Origin of the sequence: Photobacterium sp. Alg240-V54, from assembly GCF_900537155.1 — a bacterium.
Taxonomy (GTDB): domain Bacteria; phylum Pseudomonadota; class Gammaproteobacteria; order Enterobacterales; family Vibrionaceae; genus Photobacterium.
In genome coordinates, this window is sequence record NZ_UNRL01000001.1 from 231,971 (window position 1) to 249,692 (window position 17,722).

Below are 17,722 nucleotides of genomic sequence, written 5' to 3' on the forward strand. Positions count from 1 at the left end.
TTGATTAATATGGATGAATTATTACGCTGCGTTATTGCAACACACTAGCATAACAACTATGCCATTGATGTTTCTTGGTATTTATTTCGAATATGCGCAAGCCCTTGGCGATAGAATACCCAAGCACACAATCCAGCCGCGATATTACCGACCATAGCCCCTGTAAACAGCCCTGATAAACCCGAAAAATGGGCTCCAAGCCATAGCACCGGTAAATAACACACAAATAACCGCAATGCAGAAATCAGTAATGCACGCATTGGTAGCCCCATCGCATTGCAAACCGATACCATTAACATACAAATACCTAATGCCCCTAAACTAATAGGCACACGCGTTAAGTGAATCATCAAAATATGCTGTACTGAGGTGTCTGTGGTTAATAGCTGTGTTAATGGTTGCGCACTCAAAAATAATACCGCGGCAATCGCAATTTGCCATAGCAGCACAAAACGTACCGCGATCATGATTAACGCTTCAATGCTGGCGATGTCTTTTCTGCCCAGCAACCGCCCAACCATCGGTGGCATTGACATAGTGAGCGCAAGTACCACCACTAGCGAAAAGAACTCTAATCGTGATCCCAGCGCCCAAGCAGCAACTGTTGCAGCACCAAAACCGGCCACTAATTTAGTCGCTAAAATCGCTGAAACTGGCGGTAATAATTGGCTTAACATTGCCGGTGCCATAATATGAAGTAGTTCTTTAATGGCTTTATAAACCGCGAATCCTCGCCAGTCAAAACTCAACCATTGGCGTTTAATTAACAGCGGATAAACCACTAACATGCCAATACTGAACGAAGCAATCGTTGCCCATGCTGCGCCGTTAATACCCATATTAAAAGTAAACATGAATAACGGATCTAAACCAATATTAAGCACGCTGGTAATAACCATCATTATTCCCGGTAGCAAGGTATTACCATTGGCACGACAAATGCTATACGCAAAGTACACCATCGAGCCACACCAAGCGCTTGCCAGCCATACTGGCCAATAACTATCAATGACCGCAAACACATCGGATGGTGCACCAAGCAACCATAATAATTGATGACGACCAAACCAGATTGCAGCACACAATGCCATGATCCCTAAATCACCAATGATCACCACCACCCCACCAAGCTGACGCGCACGATGATGATCATTATTTCCTAACACTCGTGAAATTAATGCCGTGGTCGCAATGCCTAATCCGACCTGTAAACCAATAACCAGCATTTGCATTGGTAAGGTAAAGCCTTGCGCTGCTAAAGGTAAAATACCTAATTGACCAATAAAGGCACTGTCGACTAATTGAAAACTCATCAATGACAATACCCCAAATAACATCGGCCACGTCATGGTGAACAATTGATGGGCTAACCCGTGAGATTCGAAAGGAGTAGGTGTTTTTTGATTCATAATAGTAACTTAAATAAAACGTTTATAAATATCTAGTGTCAAGCCACAACCTTGTACTCAATACCAATAAAAAATCCCCGCCATAGCGAGGATCAAAAGTAATCTTGAAGCGTAAATTAGCGTATGACTAATTTTACTAAATCTGCGGGGCGATAATAGACCGATTTCAACACTTTTCCTGTACGAATCAGTTTTCCATCGACATCAACATCTTGAGCACATTTAGCAATAATATAATCACCTTTAGTGCTCGCCATTAATACAACACCTTGCTTAGCATAGAAAGCTTCAGTTTCGTCGTATTGTTGCTGACTACGGCATACTTTACTCATGTTACTTGAATGCACTTCATTCCAACAATCAATAAAGCTAAAACCTAGACGCTCAGACATTTGCAATAAGATATCAATTAAGTAACTGATACCAATATTATCATCAATTTTTTTATCGCCTAAATGCACCAAGCGGCCCATTAAAACATACACTGAATCAACAATCGCATCAGCTTGCTCAACTAAAGAATCAGCTTCGGCCAATTCGGTCATTTCTTCAACGGCTAATGAGGTATGTAGCGCATCAGCTTGTGCATCAAGACTGGCTGGGTTTTCAATATCTAAATCAAAGGTGGAACGAAACTCTCGAATATCGCTGTAAAGGTGATCGAAAAGGGGTTGGTCTAGCGTAGAAAGCTTCATTCGAATATCCTTGTTTCAGGTTTAAAGGCTGGCGGGATTGTAGCGTTGATAATCATACTGATGGTCTCAACAAAATCACGCGACGGTCGACGATACTAATCCAATCCTTTGTCAGATACAAAACCAATTACTGAAAAATCGTTAGCTTGATGACAAAATAGACTTAACCGTTGTTAGGTGACGCTAAAACATAACAATTGAGATATCATTATTCGAATTTAATCACTTGCGAATAAAAGTAAAGCCAATAAAATTTCTACGGTAACGCTCATAGCGAGATAATAACATGTATGTTGGAGAAGTGATGATTGCAGGTCACCGTGGCGCGCGCGCAGTCGCCCCAGAAAACACATTAATATCCATGAAAGCCGCAGCTGATGCTGGCGCAACATGGATTGAGACTGATACTCAGCTGTGTGATGATTTAATCCCTGTCATCATCCATGATAAAAGTGTTCGTCGTTGTACCAATGGTTCTGGAAGTGTGCGCCATAAAACACTCAATGAATTAAAACAATTAGACGCTGGAAGCTGGTTTGCAACTGAATTTGCAGGCGAAACAATTCCAACATTAACTGAGTTACTGCAAGCCTGTGACGATTACAGATTAAACCTTAATCTTGAAATCAAAGTCCATTATGAAGAAGAAGTTGAACTTCAAGTGCGTAAAACGATTGAGGCGATTAAAGATTATGGTTTCGATACTGAACGATTAATTCTTTCTAGCTTCTCCTATAACGCGGTAAAGCACTGCCTACAACAATGGCCAGAAGTTCGCCGTGGACTGATCATTGAAGACTGGGTGCCTGATATTGCACGTTTAGATGAAAAGCTGGATCTCTACAGTATTCATTTGGATCATCATTTACTTAACCAAAAGCTTGCACAAGAAATCACAGATGCAGGTAAAGTGCTCCAAATATGGACCATGAATGATCCTAAAAAAGTAGAGAAATTTACTCAATGGGGTGTCAGCACTATTATTAGTGATGATCCTGGGTTATTAATTTCAGCAACAAATAACCAATAGCCACTTCCTAAGATATTGTTTGTGAGTCAATTATTTGAAATGATTGGCTCGCTACAACCACCCTTTCCCACTTCTTATTTATCCACTCTTCGTTAATCATTGTTAACCTATAATTAAGACAGCAATAATTAATATTTAAAATCGCAACCTTACATTTCGAAATAACGCGGACAATTTATATTTGATCTCATTAAAATGTAACTATATGTTTATAGAGAATATAAATTATTGTCATTCTATTTATAACTCTCTTTTATTACACACAAAATCAGATAATTATGCTAGCAACAGTCAAACGACAACTTATTTGATATCTAGTGGAGTACACTATTCATGTCAGCTTATGACACCATCTGTATAATGGCAGCCATTGCTATCCTTATATCAATTATTAATCACCGTATCGGTAAATTTCAGCCGACCATTGCCATCACAGGTTGGTCAATAGCAATATCATTTATTCTCTTAATATTGAGTAAATTAGGCTATATACCATTTAATGATGAACATGAACTGATTCAAATGGTACAAGGTGTAAAATTTGATGACTTCCTACTCAAAGGCGTGCTGGGTTTCCTCCTCTTTGGTGGTGCATTAAATATTCAATTACCTCACCTTAAAGATCAAAAGTTTGAAATATCATTTCTTGCGCTTGCAGGTACTGTTTTCTCAACCTTCTTTATTGGTACTGTGTTGTGGGTGCTATTTAAAATTTGCACCATTGATGTTGATTTTATCTATTGTTGTTTATTTGGATCACTCATCTCACCTACCGATCCTATTGCGGTATTAGCCATTGTTAAAAAACTCAATGCGCCTCAACGGATCTCGACCCAAATTGAAGGTGAATCACTGTTTAATGACGGTGTTGGCTTAGTTATTTTCGTTACTCTGTTCGAAATTGTATTTAGCAAAACCGCTCCTACGGTATCAAGCACAGCACTGCTGTTTATCCGTGAAGCATTAGGCGGTATTGCGTTTGGTGCAATACTTGGCGTGGTCTTCCATTTCTTAATTAAAACCTCGCATGACAATATGTTCCGCTTAATTTTAACCATTTTAATTCCAACATTTGGTTATGTGGTAAGTGAACATATTGAAGTTTCAGCGCCACTTGCGATGGTTGTTGCCGGGATTATTATTGGTAACTGGACGCGTAATACGATTTCAAAAGAAGCATCTCACCAGATTTCACACTTATGGGAACTGGCCGATGAAATTCTAAATGCAATTTTATTCTTACTAATCGGCTTTATGATGATCACCTTTAGTTTCCACTTTATTGATATTGTGGCAGTGGTAATTGCAATACCATTAGTATTGCTAAGTCGTTATCTTACTATTAAATACTCTTATAAAATCTTTAGCCGCCACCGCCGCTATAACCCGCTATCAGTTAAAATATTAACCTGGGGTGGATTACGTGGCGGATTAGCACTAGCGATGGCAATGGCGATTCCCGCGGGAATACCAATAGGTTTTAGCCCTGATATTGATGTCAAAGAAATCATTGTATTAATGACTTATGCCGTGGTTATTTTCTCAATCATCGTGCAAGGTTCAACGATTACACCAATGATTTATCAAGCAAAAGCTGAACAAGAAAAAATGGATCAAACTGCTGCTGATAGCGTCTCAACCACAGAGCCATCAACATCTGATACCATTAATCGTTAATCGTTAATCAGCGTACTGGCCACCGCCAATAACGGTGGCCTTTCTATTGCCAAGTTACTTATATTGAGTATTAATGTAATAAAAATGTTGACCGCTACTAAATTAATCATATGATGATCATTACCTATTAATTAACTGTCATGACGCTTATGAGCAAGGATTGCACTCTCGTTGAATGGAGCAAAGATCGAATTTGGTATTGCACGATGCCATACCGAGTTGCGGGCGCGCCGATTGGCCATCGCATGACAATAATTCGATTGAATAACGATAAACTGTTTATTCACTCTCCCATTGAGATTACCCCGACACTACAACAACAGATTAGCCAATTAGGTGATGTTGGTTACGTAGTCACACCCAATAAAAGTCATCACATTTATCTATCTGATTGGTGGCTCGCTTATCCTCAAGCCTACTTTTATGCACCGCCAGGACTCATTCATAAACGCAGTGATCTCACCTTTGATGATGCCCTTGGCAATACCACTCCCCATCACTGGCAAGGTCAATTACTGCAAACTGTCATTCGCGGCAGTGATACCATGGAGGAAATTGCTTTTTGTGATCCACACTCTAAAACGCTGATTTTAGGTGATGCTTTAGCGTGGATGGTAGAAAGCCGTCACCCACTCACGTTCCTTATTGCGACTATCAATGGTTGTTACTTTAAACCAGCAATGCCGTGGTATTGGCGTATTACTTTTCAAAACCACACTCAACTGCGGCAATCAATTCAAGAAATTCTCACTTGGCCTTTTGAGCGTATTATTCTGTCACATGGAAAAATCATTGATCATAATGCCAAAGCACATTTTTCTGCCGCATTCAGTTGGTTAATGCCACATAAAATAAAGCTTACCACCACCAAAAAAGCATAAATAAGCCTATCTATTGGTTATTTAAATAGATAGGCTGCAATAGATATCAATTCATGTGCAAGATCAATATCGTCATTACGCTAAACGTGCATAGTAATTAAAGTAATGATAACAACACCCATAGCGATATTCATTATCCTCAATCGCTAGAGTTTAGGAGTTAATTAATGAACTTATTGAAACTTTATTCTCGTGATATTCTCGGTCTTAGCGTGGTCGGCTTTTTTATTCTCAGTGTACTTGGCATGATATTCGGTGCTATTGCATTATTCAATTATGCGAGTGGCGATACAGTATTAGCGACATCAAATGCTCAGCTTGCCGTATCACATATTGCTTTTATTATTCCTGCACTGATCATCGGCCATTATATTAATCGCCCAACTTGGGTTGCCACGGTAGAAAAACTAAAATTTGCGCGAGAAATAAAATAACGCAGCACCAATATATTCAACGAAACGGATTAATATTATTCTTCTGCAAATTTCTGACGTAATAACGTTACCATTGCGCGCGTTTTTTCAGGTAAAAAACGCCGCGATGGGTAAACTAAGGTCATCATAATATCGGAGTAATTAATATCAGTTAACACTTGAACTAATTTCCCTTGCTGTAAAAACTCCCGCATTAAAATAGTCGGTAACAATCCTATACCTTGCCCTAAACTTGCCATATGTTGAATCATATTAATGTCTTCAGACACCAGTCGTATTTTGGACCCTTCAGGCAATAAGGTCGCATTATAGCTGCTGGTTAATAACCAATGCTGCTGCAACTCTGCCATATTTTTAGGCTCTGAGTGTTGTTGTAAATAAGCAGGTGATGCAAATAATCCATTGGTCGAGGTTAAGAATGTTTGCTGTACATAATCATGGTTAATAATTTCAACCATATTTGGCAATAACTGCAAATCAATATTTTCTCTTTCTAAATCAACACTTTTTTGCAAATAAACCAATTCCAGCCTCACTAACGGGAATTGGCTAACATAAGTATTTAATACTTCAGCAAACATCGGAGATGAAATAAAAGAGGCTGTCGCCGCTAATCGTAATGTACCTTGTAAACTATTTTGCTGGCTCTCAAGTAAATTGATTGCGTGATTAACATCCGTTAATGGTTGGCTTATATGTTGATACAGTAAGCGGCCATTTTCGGTTAATTCAATATGTCGTGTAGTGCGGATAAGCAGTTGACAATGCAGCGCTTTTTCTAATTCTTGCAACCGACGACTGACTTTTGAACGTTGTAATCCATGCACTGTCGCAGCAGCACTAATACCACCATGCCTTACTGTTAGCATAAATAAATACAGATCATCCATTGATGCTTTCATCAAAGTATCCACTATTGTCCTATTTTTAGTACGTAAGTGTCACATTTGTTGCAGTATTTAATCAAGCTCAATATTTTTATACTACTCGCTTGATCATGACCTTCGGAATATTCCATGCCTAATTCTCATACCACTTTTCAACGTTGGATGCGTTGCCTTATTGTGCTTTTTATTCTACTAATGGCCTATATTGTTATTGCTGATAGATATGTTCCATTAACCAGTGAAAGTCGTGTTCAAGGTTATGTTGTACAAATAGCGCCTCAAGTATCAGGAACAATTACCCAAGTTGATATTAAAAATAACCAACCCGTATCCAAAGGCGAATTATTATTTCGTATTGATAATCAAAAGTATCGTTTAGCCGTTGATGAAGCGCAAGTTGCGTTAGAGCAAGCTCACCAACAAGAACAAGGGTTATATGCGCAAGCTAATGTCGCTAAAGCAAATATTGCCACCAGCCAAGCTAATTATAATAACGCTCATCGTGACTTTATCCGTATAAATAAGTTAGCAAAAAAACAACTCGTTTCAGCATCAATGCGTGACAATGCTTATGCAAAAAATGAAACCGCACAGGCTAATTTAGCAGCCGCAAAACAACAAGCGGTGGTGATCAACACCCAACTTGGGCCTAAATTAGGTCAAAGTACTATCGTATTAACGGCTGAAAATGCCTTAGCGCAGGCTAAACTGAATTTAGCCCATACTGATGTCATTGCTCCAAGTAATGGTGTGATCACCAATCTTCAAGTTGATATTGGTACTATGGCAAATGCTAACCAACCGATGCTGACCTTCATTCCTACTGATTCAATGTGGGTAACAGCTGATTTTAGAGAAAAATCTATTGCTAACTTCCATGAACATTCAAATGCTTATGTCGCTTATGACGCTTTACCCGGTCAAGTATTTCCCTTGACCGTTAAAAATCGTGACTATGGTGTCGCTGCGGCTCAACAAATGGCTAATGGTCACCTTACGCATATCGATACCAGTAACCGTTGGGTCCGTGATGCACAGCGAGTACGGGTTAATTTCACCAACCAACAACCATTGCCGCCACAGCTGTTTGTTGGCTCTCGTGCAACAGTGGTTGTCTACCCACAACATGATCCTATATGGCAATTGTTAGCCAAGATTGAAATCCATATCGCCAGTGCTCTGCATTTTATTTACTAATTCACAAGTGCTGTTAATCCACTTGATGATGAACTGACGGAGTCATAACTTATGAAAACAATGCGCCTTTGGTTTGGCTGCGTCGTTGGTCTCGCTATTACGATGGTATTTGGCTGGTCATACGGGTTTTTCGCGGCTTTATTACCTATTATTATTATGACCAATACCGATCACTGGCATTGGGGTAGTTTTCAGCAACTGATTGTGGGTGTTATTTGGGTCACGATTGAAGTCAGTCTTATTAATGGCTTTTTTCAATCATCGCCCTTACTGTTAACGGTTGTGGTAGGAATATTCTTCCTCGAAAAGTGTATTGCGATGAGCCATAAAAGCAGTTATTTATTTGGCTTTGTCGGCTTACTTATCGGCTCAATTGCCCTCAATTTTGCCAGTTATAGCAGTTTTGATTTGGAAGACTTTTCAATTACCTTGTGGTGCTGTGCGCTGGTTACTGTACCTATTTGTGCTCTGGCCTATTTTCTGTTTCCAGAGCCCATGGTTGAACAGGCAGTCGATACAACTCACGATGCACAACGTTATGATCATATTGGTATGATAAGACAAACCGCACTAGGATGGATCATTGCCATGTTGGCATTTGTGGTATTTCAAGTCGGCGATCTTAATGACTCATTATCAGCTCAAGCCTCTATTATTATTGTACTAGCACCGATGACCTTAATTGGCTCATTGGCTGCTGCTAAAATACGTATTATTGGTACTTTTCTGGGGTGTTTAGCTGGGTTAATTATTCAAGTTGGACTCTATTCATGGTCCGATAACGGCATCCTCTTTATTATGGCTTATGCTATTGCTGCGGGGATATTCTGCTCTTGGTTATCACTTGGAACAATTAAATCGAGTATTGCTTTTTCGGCAATGTCAGCATTAACTGTACCGCTTACTAGTTCATTAATTCCTGATAAAAAAGATGCTGTATATGCTATATTTTATCGGTTTAGCTCTATTTTCGTTGCTGTTGTTTTAACTTCAATGTCGATTTGGATTATTCATCATTTTCTGGTTCGTGTGATCAAATCGCCCAATGAATCTTTTGATCACGGATAATAGCTATCCATTATTGCTGAATATAAAAAAGCCTCCAACGAGGAGGCTGAATACACTATAAAATCATTAATTACGATTAATTACAGAAAACGCGTGCTTGACGTGGAGTATAAATACCAAAAGTCACCACACCTAACAAGCCATTAACAAAAGTTTGTTGTACTTCAACCTTAGCAACTTTATCTGCGCCGCCACATAATTTTGCAGCATCGACGGTTTTATGTTGGCCAATACCTGAAACAAAAAATGGTTGAGATTTATTTAATTCAGCAGTCTTAGCTTCTGGTGTAGAAGACATCATAAACGTTTGCTGTGCACAACCAGTCATTACCGTCGTCGCCATTAGTGCAGCAAAAATAATTTTTTTCATTGAGTTAGCTCTAAAAAGGGTAAATAAAAGTGATACTCATTTAAGCACATAAATAGCACCTTTCGTATTCTTTTAAAGCATAAAAACATCAACCGTTTACTTATCACCCCAACCGAATAAATTTCACACAAACCACTGCAATGGTTATATAAATCACTATGTTATCTATAAATTATTACGCCAAATCATCTTTAGTCACGCTGACACCTTTAATCTGAGCAAAAACCTGATCACCGACTTTTAGCGCTAATTCATCTGCTGCCCATGCAGTAATATTGGCCCATAAATGGGTCTCACCAATACGCAACTTTACTTCAACTCTTTCATCCTCTGCATAATGAATTTTATCAACTCGGGCTGCAAGAATATTACGAATACTGCTGGCTTGAGGGTAATGGCGCGCAATTGAAACGTCGTTAGAAAATATGCGAACACGCACCCATTCTCCTCGTTGATGAGGCAATTGTGTTACCCACAGTGAAGCATCATGACTAAGCATCACTTGAGTAAGCGCATAGCGTGGATGATTAATATTCACTCGCGCGCTCAGCAACGAACTCTGCTCTTTTGCTGGTAACCAAGGGCGCATTTCAGGCGAACTCCACACCGAATTAACATGGCCCGAAATTAACACCTTGCCCTGATTAAGCATCACCATTGAATCTGCTAACCGTAAGATCTCATCTAAACTATGGGTAACATAAATAATTGGCGTATTGACTTCTTTCGCTAGTTTTTCTAAATAAGGCATTAGCTCTTGTTTACGCGGCATATCAAGTGAAGCTAGTGGTTCATCCATTAGCAACATATCTGGCTTAGTCAGTAATGCTCGCCCTATTGCCACCCGCTGTTTTTCACCGCCAGAGAGTGACGCCGGATAACGCTGTAATAGTGCTGATATCCCCAACAGTTTAACCACATCATCAAAGTGCTGTTGGTCTGGGTGCTTAACGCCGTAATTCAAATTGCCTTTAACAGTATAATGTGGAAATAAACGAGCATCTTGAAATACATAGCCGATATTGCGTTTATCCGCGCTTAATGCGATCCCTTGTTGGCTATTAAACAATACCCGTTCACCAAGCTGTATATAGCCATTATCAGGATGACTAAGCCCACTCAAAATATTAACTAACGAGGTTTTACCTGCCCCTGAACGACCAAAAATAGCGGTGATCCCTTGCATCGGCACATCAAGATCAATCGCTAATGCAAGATCACCGAGTTGCTGAGTAAAACACATTTTAAGTCGTTTTTGGTGGATGTTGGTGTTCATTACGCTGCCCCTAATCGTTTTCGGGCAATACGAGTCAGCCATTCAGAGGCAAATAATGATAATAACGCGATAATAATAGCAACCACACACAGTCGAGCCGCTTCACTTTCTGCGCCTGGGGTTTCAATAAAGGAGTACATTGCTAAAGGAATGGTTTGTGTTTGACCTGGAATATTAGACACAAAAGTTATCGTCGCGCCAAACTCACCTAATGCACGTGCAAAGGCTAAAATAGTGCCTGTCAGGATCCCCGGAATCATTAACGGTAAAGTGATGGTCATAAACACTCGCATAGGCGATGCGCCTAAAGTACGTGCTGCTTGTTCTAGCTTCTTATCTACCCCTTCCAATGCTAATCGAATTGAACGTACCATCAATGGAAACGAGACTACAGCCACTGCCAATGCTGCACCACGCCAACTAAAGCTAAAGCTAAAACCAAACCATTCATAGAGCCATTTACCAATCGTACCTTGACGGCCCATAGTGATCAGTAACAAGTAACCAATCACCACCGGTGGTAACACCAAGGGTAAATGGATCAATCCGTCAAATAAGGATTTACCCCAAAATTGACGTCGAGCTAGCACCCACGCACAACCAATACCTAACGGTAAACTGAAGAACACTGCCACACTGGCAATTTTCAAACTTAGTAGTAACGCTTGTAATTCATATTCAGTGAGCACTAACAACAATCCTGTGGCGTTTTGATTCGTTATAGCAATAGCATAGGTAATCATTGACTTTCAGTCAGCAATGATTTGATTTCTGTGCTTTATTCGCCGTCTTTTTAAGCATAATCACGGTAAAACATAAAAGACACTCAGTTTTCACTCAGCACCTTGTTATTCATTCACAAATGAGCATTGTCGTTAACTATTACTTTGTCACCTGATCAAAACCATAAGATTTAAAGATCGCTGCTGCTTGAGGTTGCTGTAGATACTGATAAAACCCTTTTGCTGCAGGAGTAACATTGCCTTTCACTAATGCCATTGGGTAGACAATCGGCTTATGTGAATCGGCGGGGAATTGATAAACTGTTTTTACTTTTTTAGAAATCTCAGCATCTGTTTTGTACACAATTCCTAATTGCGCCTCACCACGCTCCACTAACACTAATGCAGAACGGACATTATTTGCGCTGGCTAATAATGGCTGTGCTTGTTTCCATAATCCTAACGATGCTAACGCTTGTTTTGCATAAATACCGGCAGGAACATAATTAGGATCCCCGACCGCTAGGCGTGTGCCGTCTAATGCTTTGGCTAAATTCCAACTCGCACTCACTTTGATGTTATTTTGTGGGTACGCTAATGGTGCGACCATCACTAAGCTGTTTTTAACAATATCTTTACGAGTGTTGGCTGCAATTACCCCTTGCTGCTGTGCATAATCCATCCACTTTTCATTGGCTGATAAATAAATATTTGCAGGTGCACCTTGGCTAACTTGACGCGCTAATGCTGATGATGAAGCAAATGATAATGTGGTTTCAACACCCGTTTTCTGTTGATATTTTGCGGCAATTTCATTAAGTGCATTGGTAAGCGATGACGCAGCAAATACCGTCACTTTCTCAGCAGCTAAAGCAGGTTGTGTAAAAAGGGATAATACCGCAGCGGTGATAACAGCAGATTTTAATGACATAACAGACTCCATATAATTTCGATATATAGTAATGTATATATCGAAATTTACCAAGGACAACTTGATACCAATATCACCTTCTACATTTTAGGCTTTGATGAATATCACTGCTGTATTTATGCTCTATTACAACAAATAAACAGATAAATTGAACAAAATAAGTTTTTCATAATTAACGATTTCTATACTCAAAAATAGGCATATTATCTAATAAATAATTAACGGTATTTATTACATAATATAGTAAGCAGTATATGAAAATTCTGATCCATGTTAACCAAGTTGAGCGCTGGGAGATTGCGTTAAATAATGTCAAAAACATCATTACAATGGATAACGCTACAACCATTGAATTGGCATTAAACGGAGAGACTCCCGCTCAGGTAACGTCCACGATGCTGGCACAAAATAAGCAAACCGAGATTATTAACGACTTCCTGCACCAAAATGTCATGATCACTGTATGTCACCATTCACTGACAGCGTTAGCTATTAGCCCTAAACAGCTTCTTAACGGCATTGAAATAGTACCCTCCGGTGCCTATGAGATTGCCCTTCGACAACATCAAGGATTTGGTTATCTTAAACCTTAACCACAATCTAAAAAGACATACCAAGGTGTTCGATTTTAAATTCTGTAAGATTGATTATTTGAAAAGCAATCGATTACTTTTTTTTAAATTGAGCATCTTTATACCTTTTATTTGTTAAACTCACCTCATCAACAAGATCTCGATCACAAATAAAAGTAATCCGTGAAATAGTTATTTTCATTCATCTATTGCGCTGTATTATCGGCAAAAATCCATCGTCACGGTAATACATCATGTTTAAAAAAACGTTACTTGCTGTTTCTTTAGCTGCTACTTCACTTATTAGCACATCTGTTTATGCCATTGAAAATGTCGATTTGTTGATAAAAAATGCGACTGTACTCACCATGGATCAAGACAAAACTGTCTTTGATAATGGTTTAGTCGCTGTCAAAGGCAATAAGATCTATGCTGTTACTGATGGTACCAATATAAGTGAATATAAAGCTGCTAAAACAATTGATGCTGATGGCGATATTGTTATGCCAGGCCTTATCAACTCACATACTCACGCTTCGATGACAGTTTTCCGTTCAATGGCTGATGATGTGCCCGATCGTTTACACCGCTACATTTTCCCATTAGAAAAAAAGCTGGTTTCACGTGATATGGTTCGTATTGGCGCGCAACTTGGCAACGTAGAGATGCTAAAAGGCGGCGTCACTACTTACGCTGATATGTATTATTTTGAAGATGAAGTTGCTAAAACTGTAGATCAAATCGGCATGCGTGCGATCTTAGGCGAAACCATTATCCAATTCCCAGTTGCCAGTGCAAAAACACCGGAAGATGGTATTAAATACACCCTTAATTTTATTGAGCAATATAAAGACCATCCACGTATTACTCCAGCATTTGCACCGCATGGCCCATACACGAACTCAACCGAAACACTGCAAACCATAGCTAAACTATCACTTAAACACGATGTGCCTGTAATGATGCACCTTGCCGAATCTGATCGTGAGCGTGAAGTCATTGCCAAGCGTTCAGGTGGCCTATCGCCAATTCAATATATGGAATCCATTGGTGCATTAAATGCTAACTTCTTAGCTGCTCACGTTATTGATGCTAATGACGAAGATATCGCTATTTTGAAAAAGCATGATGTGGGTGTGGCTCATAACATGAGTGCAAATATCAAATCAGCTAAAGGTGTAGCGCCTGCATTAAAGATGTTTAATGACGGCTTGCGAATTGGTCTAGGTACTGATGGTCCTATGTCTGGCAATACATTAAGCACCATTGATGAATTTAACCAAGTAGCGAAAGTACATAAACTGGTTAATAAAGATCGCGCAGCAATGCCTCCTATCAATGTGATTGAAATGGCAACAATTGGCGCTGCACGTGCTTTACATATGGAAGATAAAATTGGTTCTTTAGAAGTAGGTAAGCTAGCTGATATCATTGTTATTGATACTAAAGCACCGAATATGATCCCAGTTTATAATCCTTACTCAGCATTAGTATATTCTGCTTACGCGACCAATGTTAAACACTCAGTGGTTGACGGTAAGCTGCTAATGGAAGACCGTAATATTCTGACGGTTAATGAGAAAACGGTGCGAGATGAAGCATTAAAATTTGCAGATGTGGTACGTAAAGCTGTGGTTGAAAGCGGCGAAATCGTTCAATAATTTAATGCTAATAGTGATAGAAAAGAGTGTATATCAGCACTCTTTTCTATTTAAATCAATCACATGCTATGCGCGCAATCCCTCTAATCGTTGGCTGCACAACCGCTATCATTTTTCGCATTTTTTCATATTGTATTTCTTCAATTACAAATCCAGCATCAATGATCGATTGTTCAGTGGTTCGATTTAAGTGACAATTATCCGCCACTTTACGCCAAATAAAATTCAGCCGTTGCTGCCAACGGTAGCACTGAGATCCAGGTTCCGCGGCGACATGTTCTAAGAAAATAAACCGCCCTGTTGGCTTTAATACTCGCTTAATCTCTTGCAAAGATGCAGCAACATCTTTCACGGAACAACACACTAACGACACAAACACATAATCAAAAAAATCATCTACAGCTTCAATAGATTCCGTTGAACATGATAATACTGTCGCTTTAATCTCAGGTTGTGATTGTAGTTTTTGTTGTAACTGCATTCGCATATGCTGATCTGGCTCAGCTAAATAGAGAGTTAACGAAGGTTTAGACGGATACACACCTAAACTCGCTCCTGTACCTGCGCCAATTTCCAACACATTGCCGTCTACATTCTCAAGTAACACTCTACGCCATTCAATCAAACAAGCTTCTTCAGTGTATTGCATTACTCTGTCATAAAACAAAGCGCTAAAAAAAGACATAAATACTACTCACACTCACAAATGATCACCATAACATGTTAAAAGTAATAAACAGAGGCTGAGTGTCTAATTATTGTATTCAATCAGCCTGAAACCATATGTAAAAACTTGCTAATAAACAGCGATAAAGATAAAATTAACAATAGCCACCAATTAGCATATAAAAACTAATGAATACCAACAAAAGAATATCCGATTCTTATCGTTATATTGAACCTAACCTGTTTATTATTGGGCTGTTTGGTAGTATCGGTTTTCCTGCATATTATTTTATTTGGACGTATCTTTTTCCTCAGTCCTATGAAAACTTGCCATTACGCTTAGTTTGTATGTTGCTATTTGTACCCTTTGCTATTAAAGATTATATGCCTAAGCTGTTTTTGCGCTATAAAGAGAAGCATTTTGTTTTTACTATCTGCTTTGGGCTCCCTTTTTTCTTTTGTTATATGATGATACGTAATGAATGGTCAATTGAATGGATCATGTCGTTTATGGCTGCCATTTTTTTATCAATTATAATTATCTATGATTGGCTACTTATTCTTATCTCTACCGCAATAGCCGCATGTATCGCAGCTCTCATTAGCTATCTGACGATGGGGGATATTAGCCACGGTTTTCATTATTCTTACATTATTGTATTTAGCTTTTCTTACTTTACTGGTATCTGTTTTAATTACCGAAATCGAATAGAAATTGAAAGTAAGCAACTGTTTTCGCGATCATTTAGTAGTGGTATAGCTCATGAAATGCGTAACCCTCTCGGTGCGTTATATGCATCCCAAGAAGTATTGTTAGAACTCTTACCTGAGAGTTTGACAGATGATCCTCAGCATAATCGTCTAATATCTAACGCGGAAATAACCAAATTACGCAATATAATTAAAGATAACATTTCAATTATAAATAATGGCCAGAGCACAATTAATCTATTACTAAGCTCTATTGATAGTCAAAAAATATCACCACATTCTTTTCACCATCTTTCTATTGGCGATGCTATTAACGATACGCTTGCTGTATATGGTTATCAAACAAAAAGCGATCGTGATTTAGTCTTTTTTCAAATAAACAAAGACAACATTTTATTTGGCAATGAAATTCTTCTTCGCTATGTTTTCTTTAATTTATTGAAGAATTCTTTTTATTATAAAGAAAAAACTAATTTTAAAATATTTATCTCTGTGTATAGTAAAAAGAATGAAACCATTATTAGTGTCAAAGATTATGGCAAAGGTATCCCTTTAGCTTTAATTAAAAACATATTTGAAGAATATTATACATCAGGAAAAAAGAATAATACTGGCTTGGGACTTTCTTTCTGTAAAAAAGTGATTGATGCTTTTGCGGGAAAAATTGAATGTTATTCAACAGAGAATGTATCAACGACATTTATCATTCGATTACCTAGCGTTTCATCCCCTATTATAGATAAAATTAAATATAACCTAATGGCAATGAAATCGGTATGTTATATAGGTAATCAAAGTAAAATATTATCTGATCTTAATCATCTTGCCTTTTTTTATAATTTCACGCTTTATTGTAAAAAGAACTCATCAAATAATGTTGTTGATATTAATAGCGATAATTATGACTGTATAATAATTGACATTAACTCAGTTGATAGTCATTTACTGAAACAATTACAAAATAAAATTGACACCACAACAATTAATATTATTTTTGTTTCACATACAGATTATGTTAATAAGATAATTTTATCTGACACATACAAAGCATATTTATTTGAATATAACCATATTGAAGTGTTACAGAAAAAAATTATAAGCCAATTATTCAGCAAAAGAAAACCCAATAATAGTCTGCCATCGCCTGCGAGTGTTGCTAAAAATAGGATCATGATTGTTGATGATAATGTTTCACTACGTTTATACTCTGGCATTTTACTAAAGAATGCAGGTTATGACGTGGTTGAGGCTGATAATGGGCTGACAGCTCTCAATTATTTACAAGAATCAGCAGTTGATCTGATTCTAATCGATTCACAAATGCCCGTTATGTCGGGTATTGAGGCAACCAAAGAAATTAGAACCAATAACAAATACCATGCACACCAGCATATACCTATTATTTGTTATTCAGGCTCGTTGGATGAAGACCAAAAAGAATCTTTCATCAATGTGGGTATGACTGATTTACTCCTAAAACCATCATCAAAAGCAATATTGCTGCGTACTGTCCATAAATGGCTTCATGCATAGCA

The 17,722-nt window shown here is 38.4% G+C and carries 17 protein-coding genes; 9 read left to right on the forward strand and 8 right to left on the reverse strand.

The window, feature by feature from the left end; translation table 11 throughout:
- Positions 1-56: 56 nt before the first annotated feature.
- Together G6R09_RS01165 and G6R09_RS01170 are read right to left on the reverse strand one after the other, a co-directional pair.
- A complete protein-coding gene (locus G6R09_RS01165) occupies positions 57-1,409 on the reverse strand; it encodes an MATE family efflux transporter (protein ID WP_240345679.1) in 1,353 nt (450 codons plus the stop codon).
- A 116-nt stretch (positions 1,410-1,525) separates the two neighbouring features.
- Positions 1,526-2,104 carry a nucleoside triphosphate pyrophosphohydrolase family protein gene (locus tag G6R09_RS01170; protein ID WP_065167235.1) on the reverse strand — a complete coding sequence of 193 codons (579 nt, stop codon included), beginning with the start codon at positions 2,102-2,104 and terminating at the stop codon, positions 1,526-1,528.
- A gap of 286 nt (positions 2,105-2,390) precedes the next feature.
- Between G6R09_RS01170 and G6R09_RS01175 the strand changes: the two genes are divergently transcribed.
- From G6R09_RS01175 to G6R09_RS01190, 4 genes are all read left to right on the forward strand, one after another.
- Positions 2,391-3,134 carry a glycerophosphodiester phosphodiesterase family protein gene (locus G6R09_RS01175; RefSeq protein ID WP_240345680.1) on the forward strand — a complete coding sequence of 248 codons (744 nt, stop codon included), beginning with the start codon at positions 2,391-2,393 and terminating at the stop codon, positions 3,132-3,134.
- Positions 3,135-3,467: 333 nt separating this feature from the next.
- A complete protein-coding gene (locus G6R09_RS01180; protein ID WP_163920116.1) occupies positions 3,468-4,811 on the forward strand; it encodes a sodium:proton antiporter in 1,344 nt (447 codons plus the stop codon).
- Positions 4,812-4,960: 149 nt separating this feature from the next.
- Complete coding sequence (locus G6R09_RS01185) at positions 4,961-5,692, forward strand: DUF4336 domain-containing protein (protein WP_163920118.1); 732 nt, start codon at positions 4,961-4,963, stop codon at positions 5,690-5,692.
- 167 nt (positions 5,693-5,859) lie between these two features.
- Positions 5,860-6,126, forward strand: coding sequence for a hypothetical protein (locus G6R09_RS01190; RefSeq protein ID WP_065167238.1), 267 nt, complete (start codon positions 5,860-5,862; stop codon positions 6,124-6,126).
- Between the two features lie 35 nt (positions 6,127-6,161).
- On the opposite strand, the gene G6R09_RS01195 is transcribed toward G6R09_RS01190, so the two are convergent.
- Positions 6,162-7,028: a LysR family transcriptional regulator gene (locus G6R09_RS01195; RefSeq protein ID WP_061000045.1), complete on the reverse strand. Its 867-nt coding sequence runs from the start codon at positions 7,026-7,028 to the stop codon at positions 6,162-6,164.
- Between the two features lie 114 nt (positions 7,029-7,142).
- On the opposite strand from G6R09_RS01195, the gene G6R09_RS01200 reads away from it, so the two are divergent.
- Both G6R09_RS01200 and G6R09_RS01205 read left to right on the forward strand, forming a co-directional pair.
- Positions 7,143-8,210 carry an HlyD family secretion protein gene (locus tag G6R09_RS01200; protein WP_163920120.1) on the forward strand — a complete coding sequence of 356 codons (1,068 nt, stop codon included), beginning with the start codon at positions 7,143-7,145 and terminating at the stop codon, positions 8,208-8,210.
- A 51-nt stretch (positions 8,211-8,261) separates the two neighbouring features.
- On the forward strand, positions 8,262-9,278 hold the full coding sequence (locus G6R09_RS01205) for a DUF2955 domain-containing protein (RefSeq protein ID WP_065167241.1): 1,017 nt from the start codon (positions 8,262-8,264) through the stop codon (positions 9,276-9,278).
- Positions 9,279-9,354: 76 nt separating this feature from the next.
- Here G6R09_RS01205 and G6R09_RS01210 read toward each other — a convergent pair whose 3' ends face one another.
- The 4 genes from G6R09_RS01210 to modA form a co-directional block, all read right to left on the reverse strand.
- Positions 9,355-9,648 carry a Bor family protein gene (locus G6R09_RS01210; RefSeq protein ID WP_065167242.1) on the reverse strand — a complete coding sequence of 98 codons (294 nt, stop codon included), beginning with the start codon at positions 9,646-9,648 and terminating at the stop codon, positions 9,355-9,357.
- 175 nt (positions 9,649-9,823) lie between these two features.
- Positions 9,824-10,924, reverse strand: a complete 1,101-nt coding sequence (modC, locus tag G6R09_RS01215; RefSeq protein ID WP_163920122.1) for a molybdenum ABC transporter ATP-binding protein ModC — start codon at positions 10,922-10,924, stop codon at positions 9,824-9,826.
- Entirely contained in the window at positions 10,924-11,613 is a 690-nt protein-coding gene (gene modB / locus G6R09_RS01220) for a molybdate ABC transporter permease subunit (RefSeq protein WP_065167294.1), read from the reverse strand. The genes modC and modB overlap by 1 nt, the downstream gene beginning before the upstream one ends.
- A gap of 193 nt (positions 11,614-11,806) precedes the next feature.
- Positions 11,807-12,577, reverse strand: coding sequence for a molybdate ABC transporter substrate-binding protein (gene modA / locus G6R09_RS01225; protein WP_163920124.1), 771 nt, complete (start codon positions 12,575-12,577; stop codon positions 11,807-11,809).
- Positions 12,578-12,831: 254 nt separating this feature from the next.
- Between modA and G6R09_RS01230 the strand changes: the two genes are divergently transcribed.
- Together G6R09_RS01230 and G6R09_RS01235 are read left to right on the forward strand one after the other, a co-directional pair.
- Positions 12,832-13,170, forward strand: a complete 339-nt coding sequence (locus tag G6R09_RS01230) for a DsrE family protein (RefSeq protein ID WP_163920126.1) — start codon at positions 12,832-12,834, stop codon at positions 13,168-13,170.
- 233 nt (positions 13,171-13,403) lie between these two features.
- The gene (locus G6R09_RS01235; RefSeq protein WP_065167246.1) at positions 13,404-14,810 is read left to right on the forward strand and encodes an amidohydrolase; all 1,407 of its coding nucleotides are present in this window, start codon (positions 13,404-13,406) and stop codon (positions 14,808-14,810) included.
- Between the two features lie 55 nt (positions 14,811-14,865).
- Here the strand turns inward: G6R09_RS01235 and G6R09_RS01240 are convergent, their stop codons facing one another.
- On the reverse strand, positions 14,866-15,459 hold the full coding sequence (locus G6R09_RS01240; RefSeq protein ID WP_205522966.1) for a class I SAM-dependent methyltransferase: 594 nt from the start codon (positions 15,457-15,459) through the stop codon (positions 14,866-14,868).
- Between the two features lie 206 nt (positions 15,460-15,665).
- Here G6R09_RS01240 and G6R09_RS01245 point away from each other — a divergent pair, with 206 nt between their 5' ends.
- Entirely contained in the window at positions 15,666-17,720 is a 2,055-nt protein-coding gene (locus tag G6R09_RS01245) for a hybrid sensor histidine kinase/response regulator (protein ID WP_163920129.1), read from the forward strand.
- Positions 17,721-17,722: the final 2 nt, after the last annotated feature.

Excerpts from the sequence above, each read along its gene's own strand:
- G6R09_RS01230 (WP_163920126.1), top strand. The coding sequence starts at position 12,832 with ATGAAAATTCTGATCCATGTTAACCAAGTTGAGCGCTGGGAGATTGCG.
- G6R09_RS01190 (WP_065167238.1), top strand. The coding sequence starts at position 5,860 with ATGAACTTATTGAAACTTTATTCTCGTGATATTCTCGGTCTTAGCGTG.
- G6R09_RS01185 (WP_163920118.1), top strand. The coding sequence starts at position 4,961 with ATGAGCAAGGATTGCACTCTCGTTGAATGGAGCAAAGATCGAATTTGG.
- G6R09_RS01165 (WP_240345679.1), bottom strand. The coding sequence starts at position 1,409 with ATGAATCAAAAAACACCTACTCCTTTCGAATCTCACGGGTTAGCCCAT.
- modC (WP_163920122.1), bottom strand. The coding sequence starts at position 10,924 with ATGAACACCAACATCCACCAAAAACGACTTAAAATGTGTTTTACTCAG.
- G6R09_RS01170 (WP_065167235.1), bottom strand. The coding sequence starts at position 2,104 with ATGAAGCTTTCTACGCTAGACCAACCCCTTTTCGATCACCTTTACAGC.
- G6R09_RS01175 (WP_240345680.1), top strand. The coding sequence starts at position 2,391 with ATGTATGTTGGAGAAGTGATGATTGCAGGTCACCGTGGCGCGCGCGCA.
- G6R09_RS01235 (WP_065167246.1), top strand. The coding sequence starts at position 13,404 with ATGTTTAAAAAAACGTTACTTGCTGTTTCTTTAGCTGCTACTTCACTT.
- G6R09_RS01210 (WP_065167242.1), bottom strand. The coding sequence starts at position 9,648 with ATGAAAAAAATTATTTTTGCTGCACTAATGGCGACGACGGTAATGACT.
- G6R09_RS01205 (WP_065167241.1), top strand. The coding sequence starts at position 8,262 with ATGAAAACAATGCGCCTTTGGTTTGGCTGCGTCGTTGGTCTCGCTATT.
- G6R09_RS01245 (WP_163920129.1), top strand. The coding sequence starts at position 15,666 with ATGAATACCAACAAAAGAATATCCGATTCTTATCGTTATATTGAACCT.
- G6R09_RS01240 (WP_205522966.1), bottom strand. The coding sequence starts at position 15,459 with ATGCAATACACTGAAGAAGCTTGTTTGATTGAATGGCGTAGAGTGTTA.
- modA (WP_163920124.1), bottom strand. The coding sequence starts at position 12,577 with ATGTCATTAAAATCTGCTGTTATCACCGCTGCGGTATTATCCCTTTTT.
- G6R09_RS01180 (WP_163920116.1), top strand. The coding sequence starts at position 3,468 with ATGTCAGCTTATGACACCATCTGTATAATGGCAGCCATTGCTATCCTT.
- G6R09_RS01195 (WP_061000045.1), bottom strand. The coding sequence starts at position 7,028 with ATGAAAGCATCAATGGATGATCTGTATTTATTTATGCTAACAGTAAGG.
- G6R09_RS01200 (WP_163920120.1), top strand. The coding sequence starts at position 7,143 with ATGCCTAATTCTCATACCACTTTTCAACGTTGGATGCGTTGCCTTATT.